General features: G+C 69.7%; 19 protein-coding genes and 1 tRNA gene. 15 read left to right on the top strand and 5 right to left on the bottom strand.

Annotated features, from left to right (window positions below; all coding sequences use genetic code 11):
• Together AVW09_RS06040 and AVW09_RS06045 are read left to right on the top strand one after the other, a co-directional pair.
• On the top strand, window positions 1-954 hold a 954-nt coding region (locus AVW09_RS06040; RefSeq protein WP_063257164.1), incomplete at its 5' end, for a GDP-mannose 4,6-dehydratase.
• Window positions 951-1,874 carry an NAD-dependent epimerase/dehydratase family protein gene (locus AVW09_RS06045; protein WP_063257165.1) on the top strand — a complete coding sequence of 308 codons (924 nt, stop codon included), beginning with the start codon at window positions 951-953 and terminating at the stop codon, window positions 1,872-1,874. The genes AVW09_RS06040 and AVW09_RS06045, both read left to right, overlap by 4 nt.
• A gap of 100 nt (window positions 1,875-1,974) precedes the next feature.
• On the opposite strand, the gene AVW09_RS06050 is transcribed toward AVW09_RS06045, so the two are convergent.
• Window positions 1,975-3,537 carry a dolichyl-phosphate-mannose--protein mannosyltransferase gene (locus AVW09_RS06050; RefSeq protein WP_231901785.1) on the bottom strand — a complete coding sequence of 521 codons (1,563 nt, stop codon included), beginning with the start codon at window positions 3,535-3,537 and terminating at the stop codon, window positions 1,975-1,977.
• A gap of 23 nt (window positions 3,538-3,560) precedes the next feature.
• Between AVW09_RS06050 and rsmI the strand changes: the two genes are divergently transcribed.
• The 3 genes from rsmI to AVW09_RS06065 are packed head-to-tail and all read left to right on the top strand — an operon-like array spanning window position 3,561 to window position 6,916.
• Window positions 3,561-4,379, top strand: coding sequence for a 16S rRNA (cytidine(1402)-2'-O)-methyltransferase (gene rsmI, locus AVW09_RS06055; RefSeq protein ID WP_063257167.1), 819 nt, complete (start codon window positions 3,561-3,563; stop codon window positions 4,377-4,379).
• Window positions 4,380-4,427: 48 nt separating this feature from the next.
• On the top strand, window positions 4,428-6,002 hold the full coding sequence (gene metG / locus AVW09_RS06060; RefSeq protein WP_063257169.1) for a methionine--tRNA ligase: 1,575 nt from the start codon (window positions 4,428-4,430) through the stop codon (window positions 6,000-6,002).
• Window positions 5,999-6,916 carry a TatD family hydrolase gene (locus tag AVW09_RS06065; RefSeq protein WP_063257171.1) on the top strand — a complete coding sequence of 306 codons (918 nt, stop codon included), beginning with the start codon at window positions 5,999-6,001 and terminating at the stop codon, window positions 6,914-6,916. The genes metG and AVW09_RS06065 overlap by 4 nt, the downstream gene beginning before the upstream one ends.
• 366 nt (window positions 6,917-7,282) lie before the next feature.
• On the opposite strand, the gene AVW09_RS06070 is transcribed toward AVW09_RS06065, so the two are convergent.
• Entirely contained in the window at window positions 7,283-8,737 is a 1,455-nt protein-coding gene (locus tag AVW09_RS06070) for a sugar porter family MFS transporter (RefSeq protein WP_063257173.1), read from the bottom strand.
• A gap of 67 nt (window positions 8,738-8,804) precedes the next feature.
• On the opposite strand from AVW09_RS06070, the gene rsmA reads away from it, so the two are divergent.
• Complete coding sequence (gene rsmA, locus AVW09_RS06075) at window positions 8,805-9,644, top strand: 16S rRNA (adenine(1518)-N(6)/adenine(1519)-N(6))-dimethyltransferase RsmA (protein WP_063257175.1); 840 nt, start codon at window positions 8,805-8,807, stop codon at window positions 9,642-9,644.
• 237 nt (window positions 9,645-9,881) lie between these two features.
• Window positions 9,882-10,817: a phosphodiesterase gene (locus tag AVW09_RS06080; protein ID WP_063257177.1), complete on the top strand. Its 936-nt coding sequence runs from the start codon at window positions 9,882-9,884 to the stop codon at window positions 10,815-10,817.
• Here AVW09_RS06080 and AVW09_RS06085 read toward each other — a convergent pair.
• Complete coding sequence (locus AVW09_RS06085; protein WP_063257179.1) at window positions 10,768-12,351, bottom strand: stealth family protein; 1,584 nt, start codon at window positions 12,349-12,351, stop codon at window positions 10,768-10,770. The two genes, AVW09_RS06080 and AVW09_RS06085, sit on opposite strands and share 50 nt — an antisense overlap.
• A 243-nt stretch (window positions 12,352-12,594) precedes the next feature.
• On the opposite strand from AVW09_RS06085, the gene AVW09_RS06090 reads away from it, so the two are divergent.
• From AVW09_RS06090 to AVW09_RS06120, 7 genes are all read left to right on the top strand, one after another.
• Window positions 12,595-13,524 (top strand): 4-(cytidine 5'-diphospho)-2-C-methyl-D-erythritol kinase, encoded by a 930-nt coding sequence (locus tag AVW09_RS06090; RefSeq protein ID WP_063257181.1) that lies wholly within the window; start codon window positions 12,595-12,597, stop codon window positions 13,522-13,524.
• Window positions 13,525-13,661: 137 nt separating this feature from the next.
• On the top strand, window positions 13,662-13,964 hold the full coding sequence (locus AVW09_RS06095; RefSeq protein WP_063257183.1) for a DUF427 domain-containing protein: 303 nt from the start codon (window positions 13,662-13,664) through the stop codon (window positions 13,962-13,964).
• A gap of 13 nt (window positions 13,965-13,977) precedes the next feature.
• Window positions 13,978-14,802 carry an ABC transporter ATP-binding protein gene (locus AVW09_RS06100; protein WP_063257185.1) on the top strand — a complete coding sequence of 275 codons (825 nt, stop codon included), beginning with the start codon at window positions 13,978-13,980 and terminating at the stop codon, window positions 14,800-14,802.
• Window positions 14,799-15,479 carry an ABC transporter permease gene (locus AVW09_RS06105; RefSeq protein WP_063257187.1) on the top strand — a complete coding sequence of 227 codons (681 nt, stop codon included), beginning with the start codon at window positions 14,799-14,801 and terminating at the stop codon, window positions 15,477-15,479. Before AVW09_RS06100 ends, AVW09_RS06105 begins: the two co-directional genes overlap by 4 nt.
• On the top strand, window positions 15,476-16,237 hold the full coding sequence (locus tag AVW09_RS06110) for an ABC transporter permease (RefSeq protein ID WP_063257189.1): 762 nt from the start codon (window positions 15,476-15,478) through the stop codon (window positions 16,235-16,237). Before AVW09_RS06105 ends, AVW09_RS06110 begins: the two co-directional genes overlap by 4 nt.
• A 34-nt stretch (window positions 16,238-16,271) precedes the next feature.
• Window positions 16,272-17,186, top strand: a complete 915-nt coding sequence (locus AVW09_RS06115) for an ABC transporter substrate-binding protein (RefSeq protein ID WP_063257191.1) — start codon at window positions 16,272-16,274, stop codon at window positions 17,184-17,186.
• 93 nt (window positions 17,187-17,279) lie between these two features.
• Window positions 17,280-19,070, top strand: a complete 1,791-nt coding sequence (locus AVW09_RS06120) for an ABC-F family ATP-binding cassette domain-containing protein (RefSeq protein WP_063257193.1) — start codon at window positions 17,280-17,282, stop codon at window positions 19,068-19,070.
• Window positions 19,071-19,088: 18 nt separating this feature from the next.
• Here AVW09_RS06120 and AVW09_RS06125 read toward each other — a convergent pair whose 3' ends face one another.
• Complete coding sequence (locus tag AVW09_RS06125; protein ID WP_063257195.1) at window positions 19,089-19,604, bottom strand: hypothetical protein; 516 nt, start codon at window positions 19,602-19,604, stop codon at window positions 19,089-19,091.
• Window positions 19,601-20,098, bottom strand: a complete 498-nt coding sequence (locus AVW09_RS06130; RefSeq protein ID WP_063257197.1) for a MarR family winged helix-turn-helix transcriptional regulator — start codon at window positions 20,096-20,098, stop codon at window positions 19,601-19,603. Before AVW09_RS06130 ends, AVW09_RS06125 begins: the two co-directional genes overlap by 4 nt.
• Before the next feature lie 82 nt (window positions 20,099-20,180).
• Between AVW09_RS06130 and AVW09_RS06135 the strand changes: the two genes are divergently transcribed.
• Window positions 20,181-20,252: transfer RNA gene (locus AVW09_RS06135), tRNA-Gln, on the top strand.

A 20,252-nucleotide genomic window follows, 5' to 3' on the forward strand; every position in this document is an offset into this window, starting at 1 on the left:
GACGGAGGGCACCTTGCCGAGCTTCTGCACGAGAAGGGCTACGAAGTCTTCGGTCTGATCCGCGGACAGAACAACCCGCGAAAAGAGGCGACCGTCGCGGAATTCCCCTATGTCACGCTGATCGAGGGCGATCTGATCGACCCCACCTCGCTGGTCCGCGCCGTCGAGACGTCGGATCCCGACGAGGTCTACAACCTCGCCGCCGTCAGCCACGTCGGATACTCGTTCAAGAACCCCACCCTCACCGCCGACGTGACGGCAAAGGGCGTGCTGAACGTTCTCGAGGCGGTCCGCATCACCGGCCGCACCGAGCGCACCAAGGTCTACCAGGCATCCACGTCCGAGATGTTCGGCGGGCTCGACTACAACCGCCCCGGAGCCGGCTACAACGAGAACTCGCTGTTCCACCCGCGCAGCCCCTACGGCGTCGCGAAGCTCTACGGCCACTGGATCGCGAAGAACTACCGCGAGAGTTACGGCATGTTCGTCTCCTGCGGCATCCTGTTCAACCACGAGGGCGAGCGCCGCGGCGTCGAGTTCGTGACCCGCAAGATCACCCACGCCGTGGCGCGGATCAAGCTCGGCCTGCAGCCGAACATCGAGCTCGGCGACCTGTGGCCCAAGCGCGACTGGGGGTACGCCGGAGACTACGTCGAGGGCATGTGGCGGATGCTGCAGCACGACACTCCCGACGACTTCGTCCTCGCGACCGGTGAGACGCACTCCATCGAGGAGTTCCTCACGCTCGCCTTCGCCGAGATCGGCATCGACGACTGGCGCCCCTACGTCGTCCAGAACCCCGCGTTCATGCGACCGGCCGAGGTCGACATCCTCCTCGGCGACCCCTCGAAGGCGGAGAACGAGCTCGGCTGGCGCCGCGAGGTCGACTTCCCCGGCCTGGTCCGGCTCATGGTCGCGCACGACCTGGCGGAACAGGCCCGGTTGCACGGATGACCCGAACCCTCGTCGTCACCGGCGCCGCCGGATTCGTCGGCGCCCACCTCTGCCGGATCGCGGCCGAGGCCGGCTTCTCGGTCTTCGCCATCGGTCGGGAGGAGCGCGTGCCGGATTCTCTCGACGGCATCGCGGACCAATACGTGGGTGTGGACCTCACGGAGGAGTGGCCCTCGACAGCACCGACGGACGCAGATGTGGTCCACCTCGCGGGCCTCGCGGCCGTGGGCGGCTCGTTCAGTCGCCCGCAGCTCTACCTCTCGGCCAACAGCGCCATGGTCACTCACCTCGGAGAGGCGCTCCTCCGCGGCTCCGGCGGAGGCCGAGTGGTCGGCGTCAGCTCCGGTGCGGTCTACGCGGCGACCCCCGGTGCTTCGGTCATCGACGAGTCGTCGCCCCTGGGGTTCACCTCGCCCTACGCCGTGAGCAAAGTGCTCGTCGAGAACCAGCTGGCCTACTACCGCGGTCGGGGTCTCGACACGGTGGTCGCTCGACCGTTCAACCATTCCGGTCCCGGCCAGGGCCCCGGTTTCCTCATCCCCGACCTCGCGCGCCGGATCGCGGAGCTGCCGGCCGGTGCGACGGTGACCACGGGGTCGCTGGTGACGCGTCGTGACTACACCGACGTGCGTGACGTCGCCCGCGCTTACCTGGCTCTCATCACCGCGCCCACCCTGGATCACGCTCTGTACAACGTGGCCTCGGGCTCGGCCCACTCGGGTAAGGAGATCCTGGCGACGATCTGCGCTGTGCTGGAACGTCCCGTTCCCGAGACGCGCACGGATCCCGACCTCATCCGGCCGAACGATCCTGCATCCATCACCGGGGATGCGGAACGCCTGCGACGCGAGACGGGATGGGTGCCGCGCATCCCGTTCGCGCGGATGATCGCGGAGAGCGTGTCGTCGGTTCTCGCCTGACTCCCCGCGCCGAAGTTCGCAGAATCCCGCGTTCTTCGCAGAATTCCGGCCGAATCCTGCGAGCTTCGCGCGGATCTGCGAACGAAGGCGGGCCGCGGGGTCAGATCCAGCTCGGCATCCAGTTGTGCAGGCGCCAGAACTCGTAGGGCACCGGCAGCGCCGTCCACACCGGGTACCAGAACGCCGAGAGGATGACGCACACCGCGAGGAACACGACGACCCAGGCCTGCCCGGTCGCCCGGGGCATCGACCTCGGGCCCCGCGCGAGATCACGCAGCGCGAACGTCAGCGCCAGCACGAGGAACGGCACCATCGCCACCGTGTAGAACTGGAAGATCGTCCGCTCGGGGTACAGCAGCCACGGCACGTAGGTCGCCGCGAGGCCCATGAGCACGAGGCCGTACCGTCCGTCGCGCCGCAGGACGAACCGCACCAGAAGATAAATGGATGCCACGATCCCGGCCCACCACAGCAGGGGGTTGTCGATGCTCGAGATGGCCTCGGTGCAGCCGCTGGGGAGCTGGCATCCGTTCACTCCGAAATCGTCCTGGTGCCAGTACATCGAGGTCGGGCGGATCATCAGCGGCCACTGCCACGCAGGGCTCGCGTACGAGTGCGGCGTCGACAGGCCCACGTGGAACGCGTACATCGACTGGTGGTAGCCCCAGAGGTTCTGGAGCGGCAGCGGCACCCACGCCCAGAAGCCGGTGGCGGGCGTCGCGTCGAGCGCGTGCCGGTCGTAACCGCCGTCGGTGAAGAGCCACCCCGACCAGCTCGCGAGGTAGACGACGGCGGCGAGCGGCACGAGCTGCACGAACGACACGAGTCCCTGCCGCACAGCGTCGACCGGCCACTGCACCACCCCGGCGCGACGGCGGGCGAGGGCGTCGGTGATCACGACGTAGATGCCGATGCCGGCGATGACGTACAGCCCCGACCACTTCACCGCCGTGGCCGCGCCCGCGGCGAGGCCGGCGGCCAGCAGCCACGGGCGGTTCCAGAACAGCGGGCCCCACGTCGACTCGCGCGGCTCGCGCGCCGCCCACCGCTCGCGCATGGCCCGCCGGTCGAGCGCGAGGAACCACAGTGCCAGCACGATGAAGAACGTCAGGAAGCCGTCGAGCAGCGCCACGCGGCTCAGCACGATCCCGAGGCCGTCGATCGCCAGGAGACCGGATGCCACGGACGCGAAGACGAGCGACCCGGTGAGCGTCTTCGCGAGCAGGTACACCAGCAGGACCGTCGCCGTGCCGAAGACGACCGCGGCGATCCGCCACCCCGTTGAGGAATCCGCACCGAACAGCGCCATGCCCGCACCGATGAAGACGCGGCCGAGAGGCGGGTGTACGACGTAGCTGCCGACCCCCGTGAAGAAGTCCGTGTCGCCCGCGGCGAAGCGCTCGTCCGCGCCGCCCGGCCAGTTCGACGGGAACCCGAGGAGCCACTGGCTCCAGCCGTCCTTCACGTAGTACGTCTCGTCGAAGACCAGCTGGTGCGGGTTGCCGACGTTCACGATGCGCAGCAGGAAGGCGATCAGCGTGATGATCGTCGGGGCGAGCCAGCGCCACCGCCGTGCGCTGCGGGGATCGGCGAGCAGGCTGTCGCGCCAGCGATCGAGGCGCGTCCGTTCGTCCGAGGACAGGAGCGGGGGGACGGCGGTCACGGCCCCCAGCATAAGGTGGGGCGGTGATCATCCTGGCGGCGACCCCCATCGGAAACCTGGGCGACGCGTCGCGACGCCTGGTCGAGGCTCTCGAGAACGCCACGGTCGTCGCGGCGGAGGACACCCGCACCACTCAGCGGCTGCTCGCCGGTCTCGGGATCGCGAACCGGCCGCGGCTCCTCGCGCTGCACGACCACAACGAGAAGGAACGCGCGGGCGAGCTCGTCGAACTCGCCCGCGAGGACGACCTCCTCGTGCTGAGCGATGCCGGCATGCCGACGGTCAGCGATCCCGGGTACGGGCTCGTCGCGGCCGCCGCCGCGGCGGGTGTCACGGTCACCGCGATTCCCGGCCCGAGCGCCGTCGTCACCGCCCTCGCCGTCGCCGGGCTCCCGACCGACCGCTTCGCGTTCGAGGGGTTCCCGCGCCGTAAGCCGGGCGAGCGCCGCCGGGCGTTCGCCGACCTCGCCGCCGAGACGCGGACCCTGGTGTTCTTCGAGTCGCCGTCGCGGCTGGCATCCACTCTCGACGATCTCGCGTCCGCGTTCGGCGCCGACCGTCCCGCCGCGGTCTGCCGCGAGCTGACGAAGCTGCACGAGGAGGTGCGCCGCGGCACGCTGGCGGAGCTCGCCGCCTGGGCGGCCGACGGCGTGCGCGGCGAGATCGCGATCGTCGTCGGCGGTGCGTCCGCGCGCGAGGTGGCGTTCCCGGATGCCGTGACCCAGGTGCTCGAACTCGTGCGCGGCGGCGCACGGCTCAAGGAGGCCGCGGCCGAGGTCGCGTCGCTCACCGGGCACTCGTCGCGCGAGCTGTACCAGGCGGCGCTCGCCGTCAGGGGCTGACGCCGACACACGGCCGGACGTGTCGGCCGTCCCCCGTAGAATCCTGGGGTGACTTCCGGCCGATCGTTCTACATCACCACGCCGATCTACTACCCGAGCGACGTGCCCCACATCGGGCACGGCTACACGACCGTGGCGGTGGACGCGCTCGCGCGGTGGCACCGGCAGTCCGGTGACGACACCTGGATGCTGACGGGTACCGACGAGCACGGCCAGAAGATGATGCGCGCCGCCGCGGCGAACAACCACACGCCGCAGGAGTGGGTCGACAAGCTCGTCAGCGAGTCCTGGTTCCCGCTGCTGAAGACCCTCGACGTCGCCAACGACGACTTCATCCGTACGAGCCAGCCGCGTCACGAGGAGCGCGTCGAGAAGTTCGTGCAGGCGCTGTACGAGCGCGGCTACATCTACGCGGGCGAGTTCGAGGCGCTGTACTGCGTCGGCTGCGAGGAGTTCAAGACCGAGGCCGAGATCGTCGACGGCGAGGGCCCGTTCGAGGGTCTGAAGGTCTGCGCGATCCACTCGAAGCCCCTCGAGCTGCTGCAGGAGAAGAACTACTTCTTCAAGCTCAGCGAGTTCCAGGAGCCGCTGCTCGAGCTCTACCGCTCGGTGCCCGACTTCGTGAGGCCCGACTCCGCGCGCAACGAGGTCGTCTCGTTCGTGAAGAACGGTCTGAAAGACCTCTCGATCTCGCGGTCGACGTTCGACTGGGGCATCCAGGTGCCGTGGGACGACTCGCACGTCATCTACGTGTGGGTCGACGCGCTGCTGAACTACGCCACGGCCGTCGGCTACGGCAGCGACCCCGAGGAGTTCGCGCGCCGCTGGCCCGCGTACCACGTCGTGGGCAAGGACATCCTGCGCTTCCACGCCGTGATCTGGCCCGCGATGCTCATGGCGGCGGGGCTCGAGGTGCCCCGCGGCGTCTTCGCGCACGGCTGGCTGCTGGTCGGCGGCGAGAAGATGTCGAAGTCGAAGCTCACCGGTATCGCACCGACCGAGATCACCGACGTCTTCGGTTCCGACGCGTACCGCTTCTACTTCCTCTCCGCGATCGCGTTCGGACAGGACGGGTCGTTCTCGTGGGAAGACCTCTCCGCCCGCTACCAGGCCGAACTCGCCAACGGCTTCGGCAACCTGGCATCCCGGTCGATCGCGATGATCGAGCGGTACTTCGAGGGGATCGTGCCGCCGGCGGGGGAGTACACCGACGCCGACCTCGCGATTCAGAAGACGGTCGCGGATGCCGCGAGCAACGCTGACGCGGCCATCGAGCGGTTCCGCATCGACGAGGCGATCGACGCGATCTGGACGATCGTCGACGCGCTGAACCAGTACATCACCGAGAACGAGCCGTGGGCGTTGGCGAAGGACGACGCGCAGCGCGAGCGCCTCGGCACGGTTCTGTACACCGCGGCCGAGGGTCTCCGCGCTCTCGCCGTGCTGCTGTCGCCCGTCATGCCGATCTCGACCGAGAAGCTCTGGATCGCCCTCGGCGCCGCCGAGAGCATCGGGCGTCTGCAGGACCAGCCGCTGCGGGAGGCCGGTGCGTGGGGCGTGCTGCGTCCGGGCACGTCGGTCAACGGTCTGTCGCCGCTGTTCCCGCGCGTCGAGCAGGCATGAGCACGCCTGTCGAGCGGCCCCGCGGCACGATCGAGGGCGGCGACCCGAGCCAGTACGTGCGCGAGCGGTCGGCCGACGGTCGGCGCGACGTGAGCTACCCGCCCGCACCCGAGCCGCTCGGCGTGCCCGTGTACGACAACCACACGCACCTCGAGATCGAGGACGGCGAGACCGGCCTCTCGCTCGACGAGCAGCTCCAGCGGGCGCTGGCCGTGGGCGTGCACGGCGTCGTCCAGGCCGGGGGAGACGTCGACTCGTCGCGCTGGTCCGCGTGGGCCGCGGCCACGCATCCGCGCGTGCTCGCGGCGGTGGCGATCCACCCGAACGAGGCGCCGGCGTACGCCGCTGCGGGCGAATTGGATGCCGCGATCGCGGTCATCGACGAGCTTGCGGCAGAGCCCCGGGTGCGTGCCATCGGCGAGACGGGCCTCGACTTCTTCCGAACCGAGGCGGATGGCATCCCGGCCCAGCTCCGCTCGTTCGAGGCGCACATCGCCCTCGCAAAGAAGCACGGCATCGCCATGCAGATCCACGATCGCGACGCCCACGACGCCGTTCTGGAGACGCTGGAGCGCGTCGGCGCCCCCGAGAAGACGGTGTTCCACTGCTTCTCCGGCGACGCCGACATGGCCCGCATCGCGGCCGACCGCGGGTACTACCTCTCCTTCGCGGGCAACGTCACGTTCAAGAACGCCCAGAACCTGCGCGACGCCCTCGCCGTGACCCCGCGCGAGCGGATCCTCGTCGAGACCGACGCGCCGTTCCTCACCCCGGCGCCGTACCGCGGCCGCCCGAACGCGCCGTACCTCATCCCGGTGACGCTGCGCTTCCTGGCACCCGAACTCGGTATCGACGTCGACGATCTCGCCGCCCAGGTGGCCGCCAACACCCTCGAGGTGTACGGGGAGTTCTGACCCGCTGCGACCGCTCTGCGTCGGGGCGTTGACTCAGTGATCCGCGTATCCTCAGTTCGCCCGGGGTGGATCCCGCCGAGGTCGTGCGGATCGCGGAGGTCATGCCGGCGGCTCGCGTCGCGGCCGTGGCTCAGTGATTCGCGCACGCTCAGTCGTTTCGGGGCGGGTGCCGCTGAGCTTGTGCCGATCGCGGAGGTTGTGCCGGCGGCTCGCGTCGCGGCCGTGGCTCAGTGGTTCGCGCACGCTCAGTCGTTTCGGGGCGGGTGCCACTGAGCTTGTGCGGATCGCGGAGGTTGTGCCGCAGCGCACACGGCACCAGACACGACGGAGGCCGGCACCCCTCGGGGCGCCGGCCTTCGCAATTCGTCAGGCCTTGCTCTTGTCCTTGCGGACGAACAGGGTCTCGGTCTGCTCGAGTTCCATGCCCTTGGTCTCGGGGATCCGCAGCGCCACGTAGAGGAACGACAGCGCGGCGAACAGCGCGTACATGCCGTACGTGAGCGGGAGCGACCAGCCCGACATCGCGGGGAACGACACCGTGATGGCGAAGTTCGCGATCCACTGCGCACCCGCCGCGACACCCAGCGCCTTGCCGCGGATGCGGCTGGGGAAGATCTCGCCGAGCAGCACCCAGACCAGCGGACCCCACGACGCGCCGAACCCGATCACGAAGACGTTCGCCGCGACCAGCGCGATCCCGCCCCACGGGGCCGGCAGCGACACGTCATCGCCGCTGCCCTGCGCGAACGTGAACGACAGGGCCATCGCGGCCAGCGACACCGTCATCAGCACGGAACCGGTCAGGAGGATCGGCTTCCGGCCCACGCGGTCGACGAGGAAGATCGCGACGAAGGTGACGACGACGTTCGTGACCGACGTGATGACCGAGATGAGCAGGGAGTTGCTCTCGTCGAAGCCGACCGCGCGCCACAGCGTCGTCGAGTAGTAGAAGATCACGTTGATACCGACGAACTGCTGGAACATCGACAGCAGGATGCCGGTCCACACGATGCCCTGCAGACCCAGCACCGGTCCGCGCAGCGACACGTTCTTGTTCTTGCGGTCGGTCTCGATCGCGCTCGTGAGCTCGTTCATCGTCTTGTCGAGGTCGGCCGGGGGCACCAGGCGCGAGAAGATCGCGCGCGCTTCGTCCTTACGGCCCTTCGCGAGGAGGTAGCGCGGCGACTCCGGGACGGTGAACGACAGGATGCCGTAGACGGCGGCGGGGATCACGCCGACGAGGAACATCCAGCGCCACGCCTCCATGCCCAGCCACAGTTGGTTCGCGGCGCCACCGGCGGAGGTGGCGAGGAGCGCGTCGGAGAGCAGCGCGCCGAAGATGCCGAGCGTGATCGCGAGCTGCTGCAGGGACGCGAGCGAGCCGCGGATCTGGCGCGGCGCCACCTCGGCGATGTATGCGGGCGCCACGACCGAGGCGATGCCGATGCCGAGGCCGCTCATGACGCGCCACAGGATGAGGTCGGGGACGCTGAACGTCAGCGCGGCACCGATCGACGACACGAAGAACAGCACGGCACCGAGGAGCATGACCTTCAGTCGGCCCCAGCGGTCGGAGAGCGCGCCGGCGATGACCGCGCCCACCGCGCAGCCGAGCAGCGCGACGGCCACGACGAAGCCCGTCAGCACCTGGCTCAGCTCGAAGTTGCCCTGGACGGCATCCACGGCGCCGTTGATGACGGAGGAGTCGAACCCGAACAGGAACCCACCGACGGCGGCGGCGATCGAGAGTCCAACCGCTCGTCGTCCGTAGGGACCGCGGAGGGTGAAGGCATTGGCGGGGATCGACTGCGTCTGGCTCACCCACCCACGCTACTGCCGTCTGCGCCCCAGGGCGGCGACTGGCGGTCGCCCTGGTTACAGTGGAACAATGCCCGTTTCGCTCCTCGGTGCCGCCGAGATCCGCCGGCTCGCCGCCGACCTCGACGTCACGCCGACCAAGAAGCTGGGGCAGAACTTCGTCGTCGACGCCAACACGGTCCGAAAGATCGTGCAGGCCGCGCGGGTCGAGGCATCCGATCGGGTCGTCGAGATCGGGCCGGGACTCGGCTCGCTGACGCTCGCGATCCTCGAGACGGGCGCGTCGGTCGTCGCCGTCGAGATCGACCACCGGCTGGCCGCGCGGCTCCCCGAGACCGCGGCCGCGCACGATGTGCCGGCCGAGCGTCTGACCGTGATCGACGCCGACGCGCTGCAGGTGCGCGAGCTCCCCGGCGCGCCCGAGGTCCTCGTCGCGAACCTGCCGTACAACGTGTCGGTACCGGTGCTGCTGCACTTCCTCGAGACGTTCCCGTTCCTGCAGCGCGGCGTCGTCATGGTGCAGGCCGAGGTGGGGGAGCGCCTCGCGGCCCCGCCCGGATCCAAGGTGTACGGCGCCCCGAGCGTCAAGGCCGCGTGGTACGGCCCGTGGCGCCTGGCCGGAACGGTCTCGCGCCAGGTGTTCTGGCCGGTTCCGAACGTCGACAGCGTGCTGGTCGGATTCGAACGGGATGCCGAGCCCCGCGGCGACGAAGACCTCCGGCGCCGCACGTTCGCGATCGTGGATGCCGCCTTCCAGCAGCGCCGCAAGATGCTGCGGCAGGCTCTGTCGAGCGTTCTCGGCGGGTCTGCCGCCGCCGCGTCAGAGGCGCTGGAGGCCGCGGGCGTCGATCCGACGCTCCGCGGCGAGCAGCTCTCCATCACCGACTTCGTACGCATCGCCGCGCTCTAACCCCCGGCTTCCCCCCAGGGTGGTCGCGCCGCCGATCCCGCGCTCTCGCGTGAGTCGCCACGTCTTGTCGCTTCTCCGCGGGTAGAGGCGACAAATCGTGGCGACTCACGCGTCTGCGCGTCCCGTAATTTCTCGTCGCGTTCATCACGAGTTCCCGAAACATGCCGGTAACATTTCTGCTCAACCGGGAGCATCACGCCGGGCTGAGGCCGTACCCGACGGCCCGAAGGGATCGAGATGCGCTTTGCCGAACACCCTCGCGCCGAACGCGTGCTGCTCCACCTGAGTGACACGCACCTGCGAGCGGGCGGCGCCCCGCTGTACGACCGCGTCGACTCCGAGGAGCACCTCTCCCAGGCGGTCGCCGCGATCGAGGCATCCGGAATCCGTCCCGACGGTCTCATCTTCACGGGCGACCTCGCCGACTTCGGTGAGGACGACGCGTACGCCCGCGTGCGGGCGATCGTCGAGCCCGCGGCAGCGCGTCTGGGCGCCCCCGTCATCTGGGTCATGGGCAACCACGACGACCGCGCGACGTTCCGCTCCCATTTCCTGCCCGGCGAGAGCGGCGACCCGACGGCCCCGGTCGATCGCATCGACGAGCTCAACGGCCTCCGCGTCGTGACGCTCGACACGTCGGTCCCCGGTCACCACCACGGCGAGGTCACCGCCGCCCAGCGCGAGTGGCTCGCCGACGTGCTGTCGGTGCCCGCGCCCCTCGGCACGATCCTCGCGATGCACCACCCGCCGGTGCCGAGCGTGCTCGACCTGGCCGCCACCGTCGAGTTGCGCGACCAGCGGCTCCTGGCCGACGTGCTGCGCGGCAGCGACGTGCGGGCGATCCTCGCGGGACACCTGCACTACTCGACGTTCGCGACGTTCGCGGGCATCCCGGTGTCCGTGGCATCCGCCACCTGCTACACGCAGGACCTGATGGTGCCGGTCGGGGGGACCCGGCCGCAGGACGGTGCCCAGGGCTTCAACCTCGTCCACGTCTACGACGAGACGATCGTGCATTCGGTCGTCCCCGTCGGCGCCGCCGAGGTGCTGCAGTACGTCGACGCCGCCGAGTCGCAGGAGCGCCTGCGGTCGGCCGGCATCGTCGTGCCGGCCACGGCGGAGCTCAGCGGGCGGGTGTCGCCGCCGACGACGCCGCTACCGATCCTGCGGTGACCGCCTCGGCCTTCTCCCACGGCGCCGCCACGGGGAAGTAGCGCTCGAGGCAGGCGCGGAGCGCGGGCACGCGGACCTCTTCGGGGATCTCGGGCACGCTGCCGTCGTTGAGGCAGAACATGTCCGTGTCCCGCCGCGAGACGAGCCGCTCCATCTGACGGAGGGCGTCGAGCTGCGTGGTCTGGACGTAGCGCGTGCGGGGCTCGGTCGTGATGACCGCGCGACCCGTGGCCAGGGCGTAGTAGTGGTACAGGCTGTTCGTCACCGAGATGTCGGTCGCCGAGCGGAAACGGCTCGCGGCGGTGCGGGCGTAGTCCTCGGCGAACTCTCGCTCCAGCTCGTACGCGACCGAACGCCGGAGCGGCGTGGCGCAGTGCTCGAGGTCAAGCGTGGTGACCCGACCGAAGCGCTCCTTCAGCAGCGCGCGGTTCACGCGCAGCCCGTTGTCGTGGCCCGAGCGGTCGACGTGGGCGGGACCGCTGCCGATGCGGATGCCGCTCTCCACGAACCGGGTGATGCCCGCTCCGCTGAAGAACAGTTCCGGCGTGACGGGACGCCCGAAGAACATGTCGTCGTTGCTGTAGAGGAAGTGCTCGGCGAGGCCCGGGATGCGGTGCAGCTGTGCCTCGACGGCGTGCGAGTTGTGCGTGGGGAGCACTGACAGGTCGGCGAAGAACTCCTCGCTGCGCACGATCGTGACCTTGGGGTGGTCGGCGAGCCACTCGGGCGTGGGGGAGTCGGTCGCGATGAAGATGCGCCGCACCCACGGTGCGTACATGTGGACGCTCCGCAGCGCGTAGCGCAGCTCGTCGACCTGGCGGTAACGGGCGGCGTTGTCGTCGCCGTCGCCGACGACGTAGCCCTTCATGCGCGCGGCGCGCTGGCGCTGGAACTCGCTCGACGAGCCGTCGACCCACGAGAAGACCATGTCGACGTCTTCCGTGAACTCGTTCGGGTGGGGGTCGAACATGCCCGCGACCGTGCGCCAGCGGCGTCCGTAGCGCTCGACCTCGACGAGATCGAGGTCGGCTGCGGCGAACTTCCGGCGTGTGAGCGCGCTCGGGCGCGGAGCCTCGACGGTCTGCGCCCCGAACCGCCACAGCTCGAGGCGCGGCGCGAGTGCGGAACCGTAGCGGTACGAGCCCTCCGTCGACGTGCGGGGACGGAACACGGCGTAGGCCTCGACGGCGTTGCGGCTGGGGCGGACGCTGTGCGCCGGCACCGGTTCCTCGCCGCGGGCCTTGAGGTACACGGGACCGAGCTCGGGGTCGCGCAGCGCCGCGAGCGCGGCGTCGGCATGCGCCGTGTCGACGACGATCTTCGGTCGGCGATTGGCATCCCGCACCAGCATCACCTCGACGCCCGCCGCCTCGATCGCCGCGGCGACCGTGAGCAGGTCGTCACGCTCGGCGTCCGCCGGGGTGGAGCGGTCGTCGACGACGTGCAGGATGCCGTCGACCATGCGGATGTCCGCCCGGGAGAGGAGGGCGCGCCAGGGATCGGTTTCGACAGAAAGGGGGACCATCGATCGCATACTGTGCCTCCTCGGGGGATGTGGGGACGGTTCGTACACCGTAGGGATTACGGCGTTACGTGCGCGTTTCGGCGGCGGCGCCGAACGGCGGTGAGCGGGGCACTACTGTCGAAGAGTGACTGAGATCGCCCGCTCCGGACCGACCGCCATCGACCCGTTGCTCGCGGGTCGGACGACGTCGGGCCGACGTTCCAGTCTCGCACACGGTGGCGCGACCGGGGCGCGCGCGGGACGGTCTGCCCGATGAGCGGCTCGTCCGCAGAGGTCCGCGTCCGCGCGCCCGGGAAGATCAACGTCTTCCTCGAGGTCGGCGACGTCGCCGACGACGGTTATCACGAGGTCGCCACGGCGTACCAGGCGGTTTCGCTGTACGAGGAGATCACGGCCGTCCCCGCCGGCGGCTTCACGATCGAGATCGCCGAGACCTCGACGGTCGACGTCGAGGGCGTCCCCACCGACGAGCGCAATCTCGCGCTGCGCGCCGCCCGGATGCTCGCTCGGGTCGCCGGGGTCGAGGACGGCGTGCATCTCACGGTCCGCAAGGCGGTGCCGGTGGCGGGCGGGATGGGCGGCGGGTCCGCCGACGCCGCGGCCGCCCTGGTGGCCTGCGACGCCCTGTGGGGGATCGGGATGCCGACCGCCGAGCTCGCGCGCCTCGCGGCGCAGCTGGGCGCCGACGTGCCCTTCGCGCTGCTCGGCGGAACCGCGATCGGCACGGGCCGCGGCGACGAACTGAGCCCCGCGCTGGCATCCGGTCGCTTCCACTGGGTCCTCGTCCCGAACGACCAGGGGCTGTCGACCCCGGTCGTCTACGGGGAGCTCGACGCGCACCGCGCGCGCCACGCGGTCGACATCGGACCGGCGCCGCGCGTCCCGGCCGTCGACCCGGACGTGCTGCACGCGATCCGCCAGGGCGACGCGCACATGCTCGCGGCGACCGTCCGCAACGATCTGCAGGCGCCCGCGCTGCACCTCCGACCCGATCTCGGACGCGTGCTCGAGCGCGGAGAACGCTCCGGTGCCCTCGCCGGGCTGGTCTCGGGCTCGGGCCCGACGCTGGCGTTCCTGGCGGCCGACGAGACATCGGCCATCGATCTCCAGGTGACCCTGAGCGCCGCGGGATATCCCGCTCTGCACGTCCACGGTCCCGTCGCGGGCGCGCGTGTGGTCTGACCAGGGGGCACCATAGCCCAGGTCGTCACACGCGGCAATCTGACCTTTCGTGTCGGGGCCCCTCGCTAGCGTGTCCCAGGTAGCCGCAGACCTGCGAGCGCCGTGCCCGCACGCGGTCACGAAGAGGGAGGATCCCCATGAAGGCAGTACTCGACGGCGTCGTCATCGCCGAAGCCGACCGCGACGACCTCGTCCCCATCGAAGGCAACTGGTACTTCCCGCCGAGCGCGATTCGCGAGGGCGCGCTCTCGCAGAGCCCGACGCCTTACACGTGCCCCTGGAAGGGCGCGGCCCAGTACTGGAACGTCTCGCTCGACGGTGCGGACCTGCCCGACGGCGCCTGGTCCTACCCCGACCTGCGTCCCGGCGCGGTCGACCGTGTCGGCACCGACTTCGCCGGCTACGTCGCGTTCGACCGGAAGGTCGTGGTCTCCGACTGAGTCGGGTACGCGCATGATCGAGTTCTCGACCGTCTCGAAGGTCTTCCCCGACGGCACCCGCGCCGTCGACGACTTCAGCCTCGTCATCCCGTCCCGCAAGACGACCGTCTTCGTGGGATCGTCGGGCTGCGGCAAGACCACCCTGCTCCGCATGATCAACCGCATGGTCGAGCCCTCGTCCGGAACCATCTCCATCGACGGTGACGACATCGCGTCCCGGCCACCGGTGCAGCTGCGCCGGAGCATCGGCTACGTCATGCAGAACTCGGGTCTGCTGCCGCACTTCACCGTCGCGGAGAACATCGCGACCGTGCCCGTGCTGCAGGGCGAGAACCGCAAGAAGGCGCGCACCCGTGCCCTCGAGCTCATGGAGACGGTGGGCCTCGACACCGCGATGGCCGACCGCTACCCGAGCCAGCTCTCGGGCGGCCAGCAGCAGCGCGTCGGCGTCGCGCGCGGTCTCGCCGCCGACCCCAACATCCTCCTGATGGACGAGCCGTTCGGCGCGGTGGACCCGATCGTGCGCGACGAACTGCAGCAGGAGCTCATCCGCCTGCAGAACGACATCGGCAAGACGATCGTGTTCGTCACTCACGACATCGACGAAGCGTTCCTGCTCGGCGACCAGGTGGTGCTGCTCGAGAAGGGCGCTCAGGTCGCACAGGTCGGCGCACCGAGCGAGATCATCGAGCGCCCGGCGAACGACTTCGTCGCCAGCTTCATCGGAGCGGTGAAGGGCAAGCGCGCCCTGCATCTTAAGAAAACCGAGCGTGGCACGGTCGTCGTGGATGCCGAGGGACGCACGCAGGGCGCTCTCGTGGAGGAGCCGCGCGCGTGACCTGGGTCCTCAACAACCTCGGCCTGATCGGCGAGCTGGCGGTCGCGCATCTGCAACAGAGCCTGATCGCGCTGGTCGCCGGTTTCGTCGTCAGCGTCCCGCTCGGCTGGTTCGCCTGGCGCTACCGGCTGGTGCGCAGCAGCGTCATCACGATCACCGGTCTGCTCTACACGATCCCCTCCCTCGCGCTGCTGATCCTGATGCCGGTGATCACCGGCTGGTACTCGATCGTGAGCCCCGTGAACCTCGTGGTCGCGCTGGCGATCTACGCCGTCGCGATCCTCGTGCGGGCTGTCGCGGACGGACTCGATTCGGTGGATGCCGGCGTGCGCCAGGCTTCGACCGCCCTGGGCTACAGCTCGTTCCGGCGCTTCTGGGCCGTGGAGTTCCCGCTCGCGGGTCCCGTGATCCTCGCCGGGCTTCGCGTCGCTTCGGCGAGCACGATCGCCCTCGCGACCGTCGGGATCCTGGTCGGCATCCAGAACATCGGCTACCTCTTCACGAACGGCCTGCAGCGACGGATCCTGCCCGAGGTGTTCACCGGCGTTCTCGCGGTGGTCGTGATCGCGCTCGTGATCGACCTGCTTCTCGTTTTGGCTGGACGACTGCTGATGCCCTGGACGCGGGGGACCAAGACCGTCTCCCGTCAGGCCAACCGGACGCTGGTGAAGGCATGAACCTCATCGGCGAAGCGTTCGCCTGGATCTTCTCGGGCAACCCGGGCACGGGCTTCGACTCCATTCCCGCGGCGATCGGCGTGCAACTGCTGTACACGCTCGTGTCGGTGCTCGTCGCCGCGGCCATCGCGATCCCGCTCGGCTGGTACATCGGTCACACCGGGAAGGGTCGAAAGACCGCCGTCGCGATCTCGGGCGCCGCGCGCGCGATCCCGTCCTTCGGCCTCCTCATCCTGCTGACGCTGCTCCTCGGTGTTCTCCACAAGCCCGAGGCGGCCGTCATCTCGTTCGTCATCCTTGCGATCCCGTCCCTCCTCGCCGGCGCCTACACCGGCTTCGAGGCGATCGATCGTCGAGTTCTGGATGCCGGGCGGTCGATGGGCATGACCGAGGCGCAGATCCTGTGGCGCATCGAGGTCCCGCTCGGTCTGCCGCTGCTCGTCGGAGGCATCCGCGCCGCTACGTTGCAGGTGCTGGCCACCGTGACGATCGCCGCGTACATCGGACTCGGCGGGCTCGGGCAGTACATCATCGCGGCGATTCCGCTCCGCCGTTTCGACATCCTGATCGGCGGTGCGATCCTGGTCGCGGTGCTCGCGCTCGTCACCGACGGGTTGTTCGCCCTGCTCCAGCACCTCGTCGTGCCCCGTGGCATCCGTGTCGCCGGTGCCGCCTCCCCGCGGGCCCGGTCGGCCCGTGAGCGTCGAGCCGAGGCCGTCGCCGTCGGCGTTCCGGCCACCCCTCCCTCGGCTTCCTGACTCACCCGATTCCCCACCACCAGAAAGAGGAACCATGTTCACAGCACGAACTCGCAAGGGTCTCGGCGTTCTCGCCGGACTCGCGGTCGCCTCGCTCGCCCTCGCCGGATGCGGCGCCTCGAGCGACCCCCTGAGCAACAACGGCGGCGACGCCAGCGCGTCGTCGGCGGAGATCGTCGTCGGCTCGCAGGCGTACTTCTCGAACGAGATCATCGCCGAGATCTACGCGCAGGCCCTGGAGAACTCCGGCCTCACGGTCAAGCGCCAGTTCCAGATCGGTCAGCGCGACGCGTACATCCCGCTGCTCGAGGACGGCACGGTCACGGTGTTCCCCGAGTACACCGGTAACCTCCTGCAGTTCTTCGACAAGGAGACGACGGCCCGCACCTCCGACGAGGTCTACGCCGCCCTGCCGAAGGCGCTGCCCGAGGGCCTCGAGGTGCTCGACCAGTCGTCGGCCACCGACCAGGACTCGTACACCGTCACCAAGGCCTTCGCGGATGCCAATGGGCTGACGACGATCGCGGACCTGGCCAAGGTCACCACGCCGCTGACCCTCGGCGGCAACGCCGAGCTGGCCGAGCGTCCGTACGGTCCGAACGGCCTGAAGTCGACCTACGGCGTGAACGTCCAGTTCTCGGCGACGGGTGACACCACGGTCGACGACCTCGTCGCCGGCACGATCCAGGTGGCGAATGTCTACACCGCCGACCCGCGCATCAAGACCGACGACCTCGTCACGCTGGAAGACCCGAAGGGCCTCTTCCTCGCGTCGAACGTCGTCCCGGTCGTGAACTCGAAGGTCGCGTCGCAGGTGTCCGACGTCCTCAACAAGGTCTCCGCCGCCCTCACCCCCGAGGGCCTCGTGGAACTGAACGTGAAGTCGACCGTCGACCAGCAGTCGTCGGCCGACATCGCGAAGGCCTGGCTCGCCGACAACAACCTCTGAGCCGAAGCCACACCAGCGGGGCCGTCCGGGAATCCGGGCGGCCCCGCTGCGCGCGTCCGGGCCGGCCCGCGAGCCGCGTAGCCTGGGACGGATATGGCACATCTGCTCGGGGGCGAAGCCCTGCACCTGGAATACCCGACCAAGGTCGTGTTCGACTCCGTCTCGCTCGGGGTGAACGAGGGCGATCGCATCGGCATCGTCGGTCGCAACGGCGACGGCAAGTCGAGCCTGCTCGGAATGCTCGCCGGCATCCGCGAGCCCGACGGCGGGCGTGTGACGGTGCGCGGCGGGGTGACCGTGGGCGTCCTCGACCAGCAGGACACGCTCGACGACGACGACACGATCGGCCACGCGGTCGTCGGCGATCGGGCCGAGCACGAGTGGGCGGGGGACGCCCGCACGCGCGACGTCATCGCCGGTCTCCTCGGTGACCTGCCGTGGGACGCGCGCCTGGGCGGTCTGTCCGGCGGCCAGCGCCGCCGGGTGGCGCTCGCTCGGCTGCTGTCCGGTGACTGGGACGTGCTGTTCCTCGACGAGCCGACCAACCACCTCGACGTCGAGGCCATCACGTGGCTCGCGGGGCACCTCAAGAAGCGGTGGGCTCCGAACGCGGGCGGCCTGCTGGTCGTCACGCACGACCGGTGGTTCCTCGACGAGGTGTGCAACACGACGTGGGAGGTGCACGACCGGATCGTCGAGCCGTTCGAGGGCGGCTACGCGGCGTACATCCTGCAGCGCGTCGAACGCGACCGCCAGGCGGCATCCATCGAACAGCGCCGGCAGAACCTCGCGCGTACGGAGCTCGCGTGGCTGCGCCGCGGCGCCCCGGCCCGCACGTCGAAGCCGAAGTTCCGCATCGACGCGGCGAACGAGCTCATCGCCGATGTCCCCGAGATCCGTGACAAGGTCGCCCTCCAGTCGCTCGCGGTCGCGCGTCTGGGCAAGGATGTCGTCGACCTCCTCGACGCGGGTGTGACCTACGGCGACCACACGGTGTTGCGAGACGTCGAGTGGCGGATCGCGCCGGGCGAGCGCACCGGCATCCTGGGGGTGAACGGCGCCGGCAAGTCGACGCTGCTGAGCCTCATCACCGGAACGCTCGAACCCACGACAGGCCGCGTCAAGCGCGGCAAGACCGTCAAGGTCGCGACCCTCACCCAGCGCCTCGACGAGCTGGAACAGCACATGGACGATCCCGTGCGGGTGGTCATCGCGGGCCTGCGCACCACGTACTCGTTCGGCTCGGGCTCGAAGGCGCAGGAGCTGACGCCGGGCCAGCTCCTCGAACGGCTCGGGTTCTCCAGCGCGCAGCTCTCGACGCCGGTGAAGGATCTGTCGGGTGGCCAGAAGCGACGCCTCCAGCTGCTGCTCATCCTGCTCGACCAGCCCAACGTGCTGATCCTCGACGAGCCCACCAACGACCTCGACACCGACATGCTCGCGGCGATGGAAGACCTGCTGGACTCCTGGTCGGGCACCCTCATCGTCGTCTCGCACGACCGGTACTTCCTCGAGCGCGTCACCGATCAGCAGTTCGCGATCCTCGACGCGCGTCTGCGCCACCTCCCCGGCGGCGTCGACGAATACCTGCGCCTTCGGGCGATCCAGGATGCCGAGCCGTCACGCTCGACGACGACCGAGGCCGTGGCATCCCCGGGTCTCCAGGGTGCCGACCTGCGCGCCGCGCAGAAGGAGGCGTCGGCGACCGAGCGGAAGATCGAGAAGCTGCAGGCGCAGATCGACCGGGCGAAGGCGGCGCTCGCCGACCACGACCAGGCAGACTACGTCGGGCTCGGGAAGGAGATGCAGCGCATCTCCGAGTGGGAGTCCGAGCGCGACGAGCTCGAGATGCGCTGGTTCGAACTCACCGAGGCCATCGGCTGAGATCGACCCGTGGCGGTGTCAGTGGAAGCCGTACTCGAGGATCACGATGAAGATGCCGAGCATGGCGGTCGCCACGGCGCCCAGAATGCGCCCGAACAACGGAGCGCGGCGGCTCTGGAAGGCGTGATAGCCGAGGAGGGCGAGCATGATGAACGCCGTCAGCATGCAGGAGTCGACGGCGTCGTGGATCGTGGCCCCCGTAGCCCACGAGACCGCAAGGACGATGATCGACGGCACCGACGCGTAGAGCATGCCCGATCCGTGGCGCAGGGCGTTCCGCAGCGCCGCCCGGAACCCGTGTTCCGAATGCTCGGTGAGGGTGTGCGCGAAGACGTGGGCGATGAAGAACACGATCAGGCTCGCGACGGACGTCGCGAGCATGTCCTCGATGCTCTCGGCGTGATCCTCGGCGATGGTGACGAACGCGGTGAACACGATCAGTCCATAGATGGCCGCGGGGGAGCGGAACCGCACGTCGACCCAGGCGAGCACACGCCGCCACGGCGTCGGCGGGTTCTCCACCGGGGCGCTCATGCGTCGAACCCCATGCTGAGCTTCCGCAGCAGCGTCGCCAGGCGGTCCCGGTCGCCGCGCGACAGGCTCTCCAGCAGCAGGGCCTCGGCATCGACGAGGCGGGTGATCGCGGCGTCCACGCGCACGCGACCGTCGTCGGTCAGGGTCACCAGGATGCTCCGTCCGTCGCCGGGGTCGGCCTCGCGCCGCACTAACCGGCGGGCGACGAGCCGGTCGATGCGATTGGTCATGGTTCCGCTGGAGACGAGCGTCTGCTGCAGCAGCTGCTTGGGGCTGAGCTGGTACGGTTCGCCGGCCCGGCGGAGGGCGGAGAGCACGTCCCACTCCCACGACTCGATGTCGCTGCGGCGGAACGCCTCCTTGCGGGCGATGTCGAGGTGCCGGGAGAGGCGCGCGACGCGCGAGAGCACCTCGAGCGGGGAGAAGTCGAGGTCGGGTCGCTGACGCACCCACGCCTCGACGATGCGATCGACCTCGTCGCTGTCCCGGCTCACCCGTTCATTATGTCGAGAACGCCGCGGGTCAACGCTCCCGTGTCGCCGTCTGGCAGACTTGACCGGTGCCCGCGGGGCACGGTCCGCCGTGGTGTAACGGCAGCACGACAGCCTTTGGAGCTGTTAGGTCCAGGTTCGAATCCTGGCGGCGGAG

It is taken from the genome of Microbacterium sp. T32, from assembly GCF_001619615.1.
GTDB lineage: Bacteria > Actinomycetota > Actinomycetes > Actinomycetales > Microbacteriaceae > Microbacterium.

Bases quoted from the DNA above. Each gene is read 5' to 3' on its own strand.
- AVW09_RS06045 (WP_063257165.1), top strand. From the start codon at position 951: ATGACCCGAACCCTCGTCGTCACCGGCGCCGCCGGATTCGTCGGCGCC.
- AVW09_RS06065 (WP_063257171.1), top strand. From the start codon at position 5,999: ATGAGCACGCCTGTCGAGCGGCCCCGCGGCACGATCGAGGGCGGCGAC.
- rsmA (WP_063257175.1), top strand. From the start codon at position 8,805: ATGCCCGTTTCGCTCCTCGGTGCCGCCGAGATCCGCCGGCTCGCCGCC.
- AVW09_RS06080 (WP_063257177.1), top strand. From the start codon at position 9,882: ATGCGCTTTGCCGAACACCCTCGCGCCGAACGCGTGCTGCTCCACCTG.
- AVW09_RS06085 (WP_063257179.1), bottom strand. From the start codon at position 12,351: ATGCGATCGATGGTCCCCCTTTCTGTCGAAACCGATCCCTGGCGCGCC.
- AVW09_RS06090 (WP_063257181.1), top strand. From the start codon at position 12,595: ATGAGCGGCTCGTCCGCAGAGGTCCGCGTCCGCGCGCCCGGGAAGATC.
- AVW09_RS06095 (WP_063257183.1), top strand. From the start codon at position 13,662: ATGAAGGCAGTACTCGACGGCGTCGTCATCGCCGAAGCCGACCGCGAC.
- AVW09_RS06100 (WP_063257185.1), top strand. From the start codon at position 13,978: ATGATCGAGTTCTCGACCGTCTCGAAGGTCTTCCCCGACGGCACCCGC.
- AVW09_RS06110 (WP_063257189.1), top strand. From the start codon at position 15,476: ATGAACCTCATCGGCGAAGCGTTCGCCTGGATCTTCTCGGGCAACCCG.
- AVW09_RS06115 (WP_063257191.1), top strand. From the start codon at position 16,272: ATGTTCACAGCACGAACTCGCAAGGGTCTCGGCGTTCTCGCCGGACTC.
- AVW09_RS06120 (WP_063257193.1), top strand. From the start codon at position 17,280: ATGGCACATCTGCTCGGGGGCGAAGCCCTGCACCTGGAATACCCGACC.
- AVW09_RS06125 (WP_063257195.1), bottom strand. From the start codon at position 19,604: ATGAGCGCCCCGGTGGAGAACCCGCCGACGCCGTGGCGGCGTGTGCTC.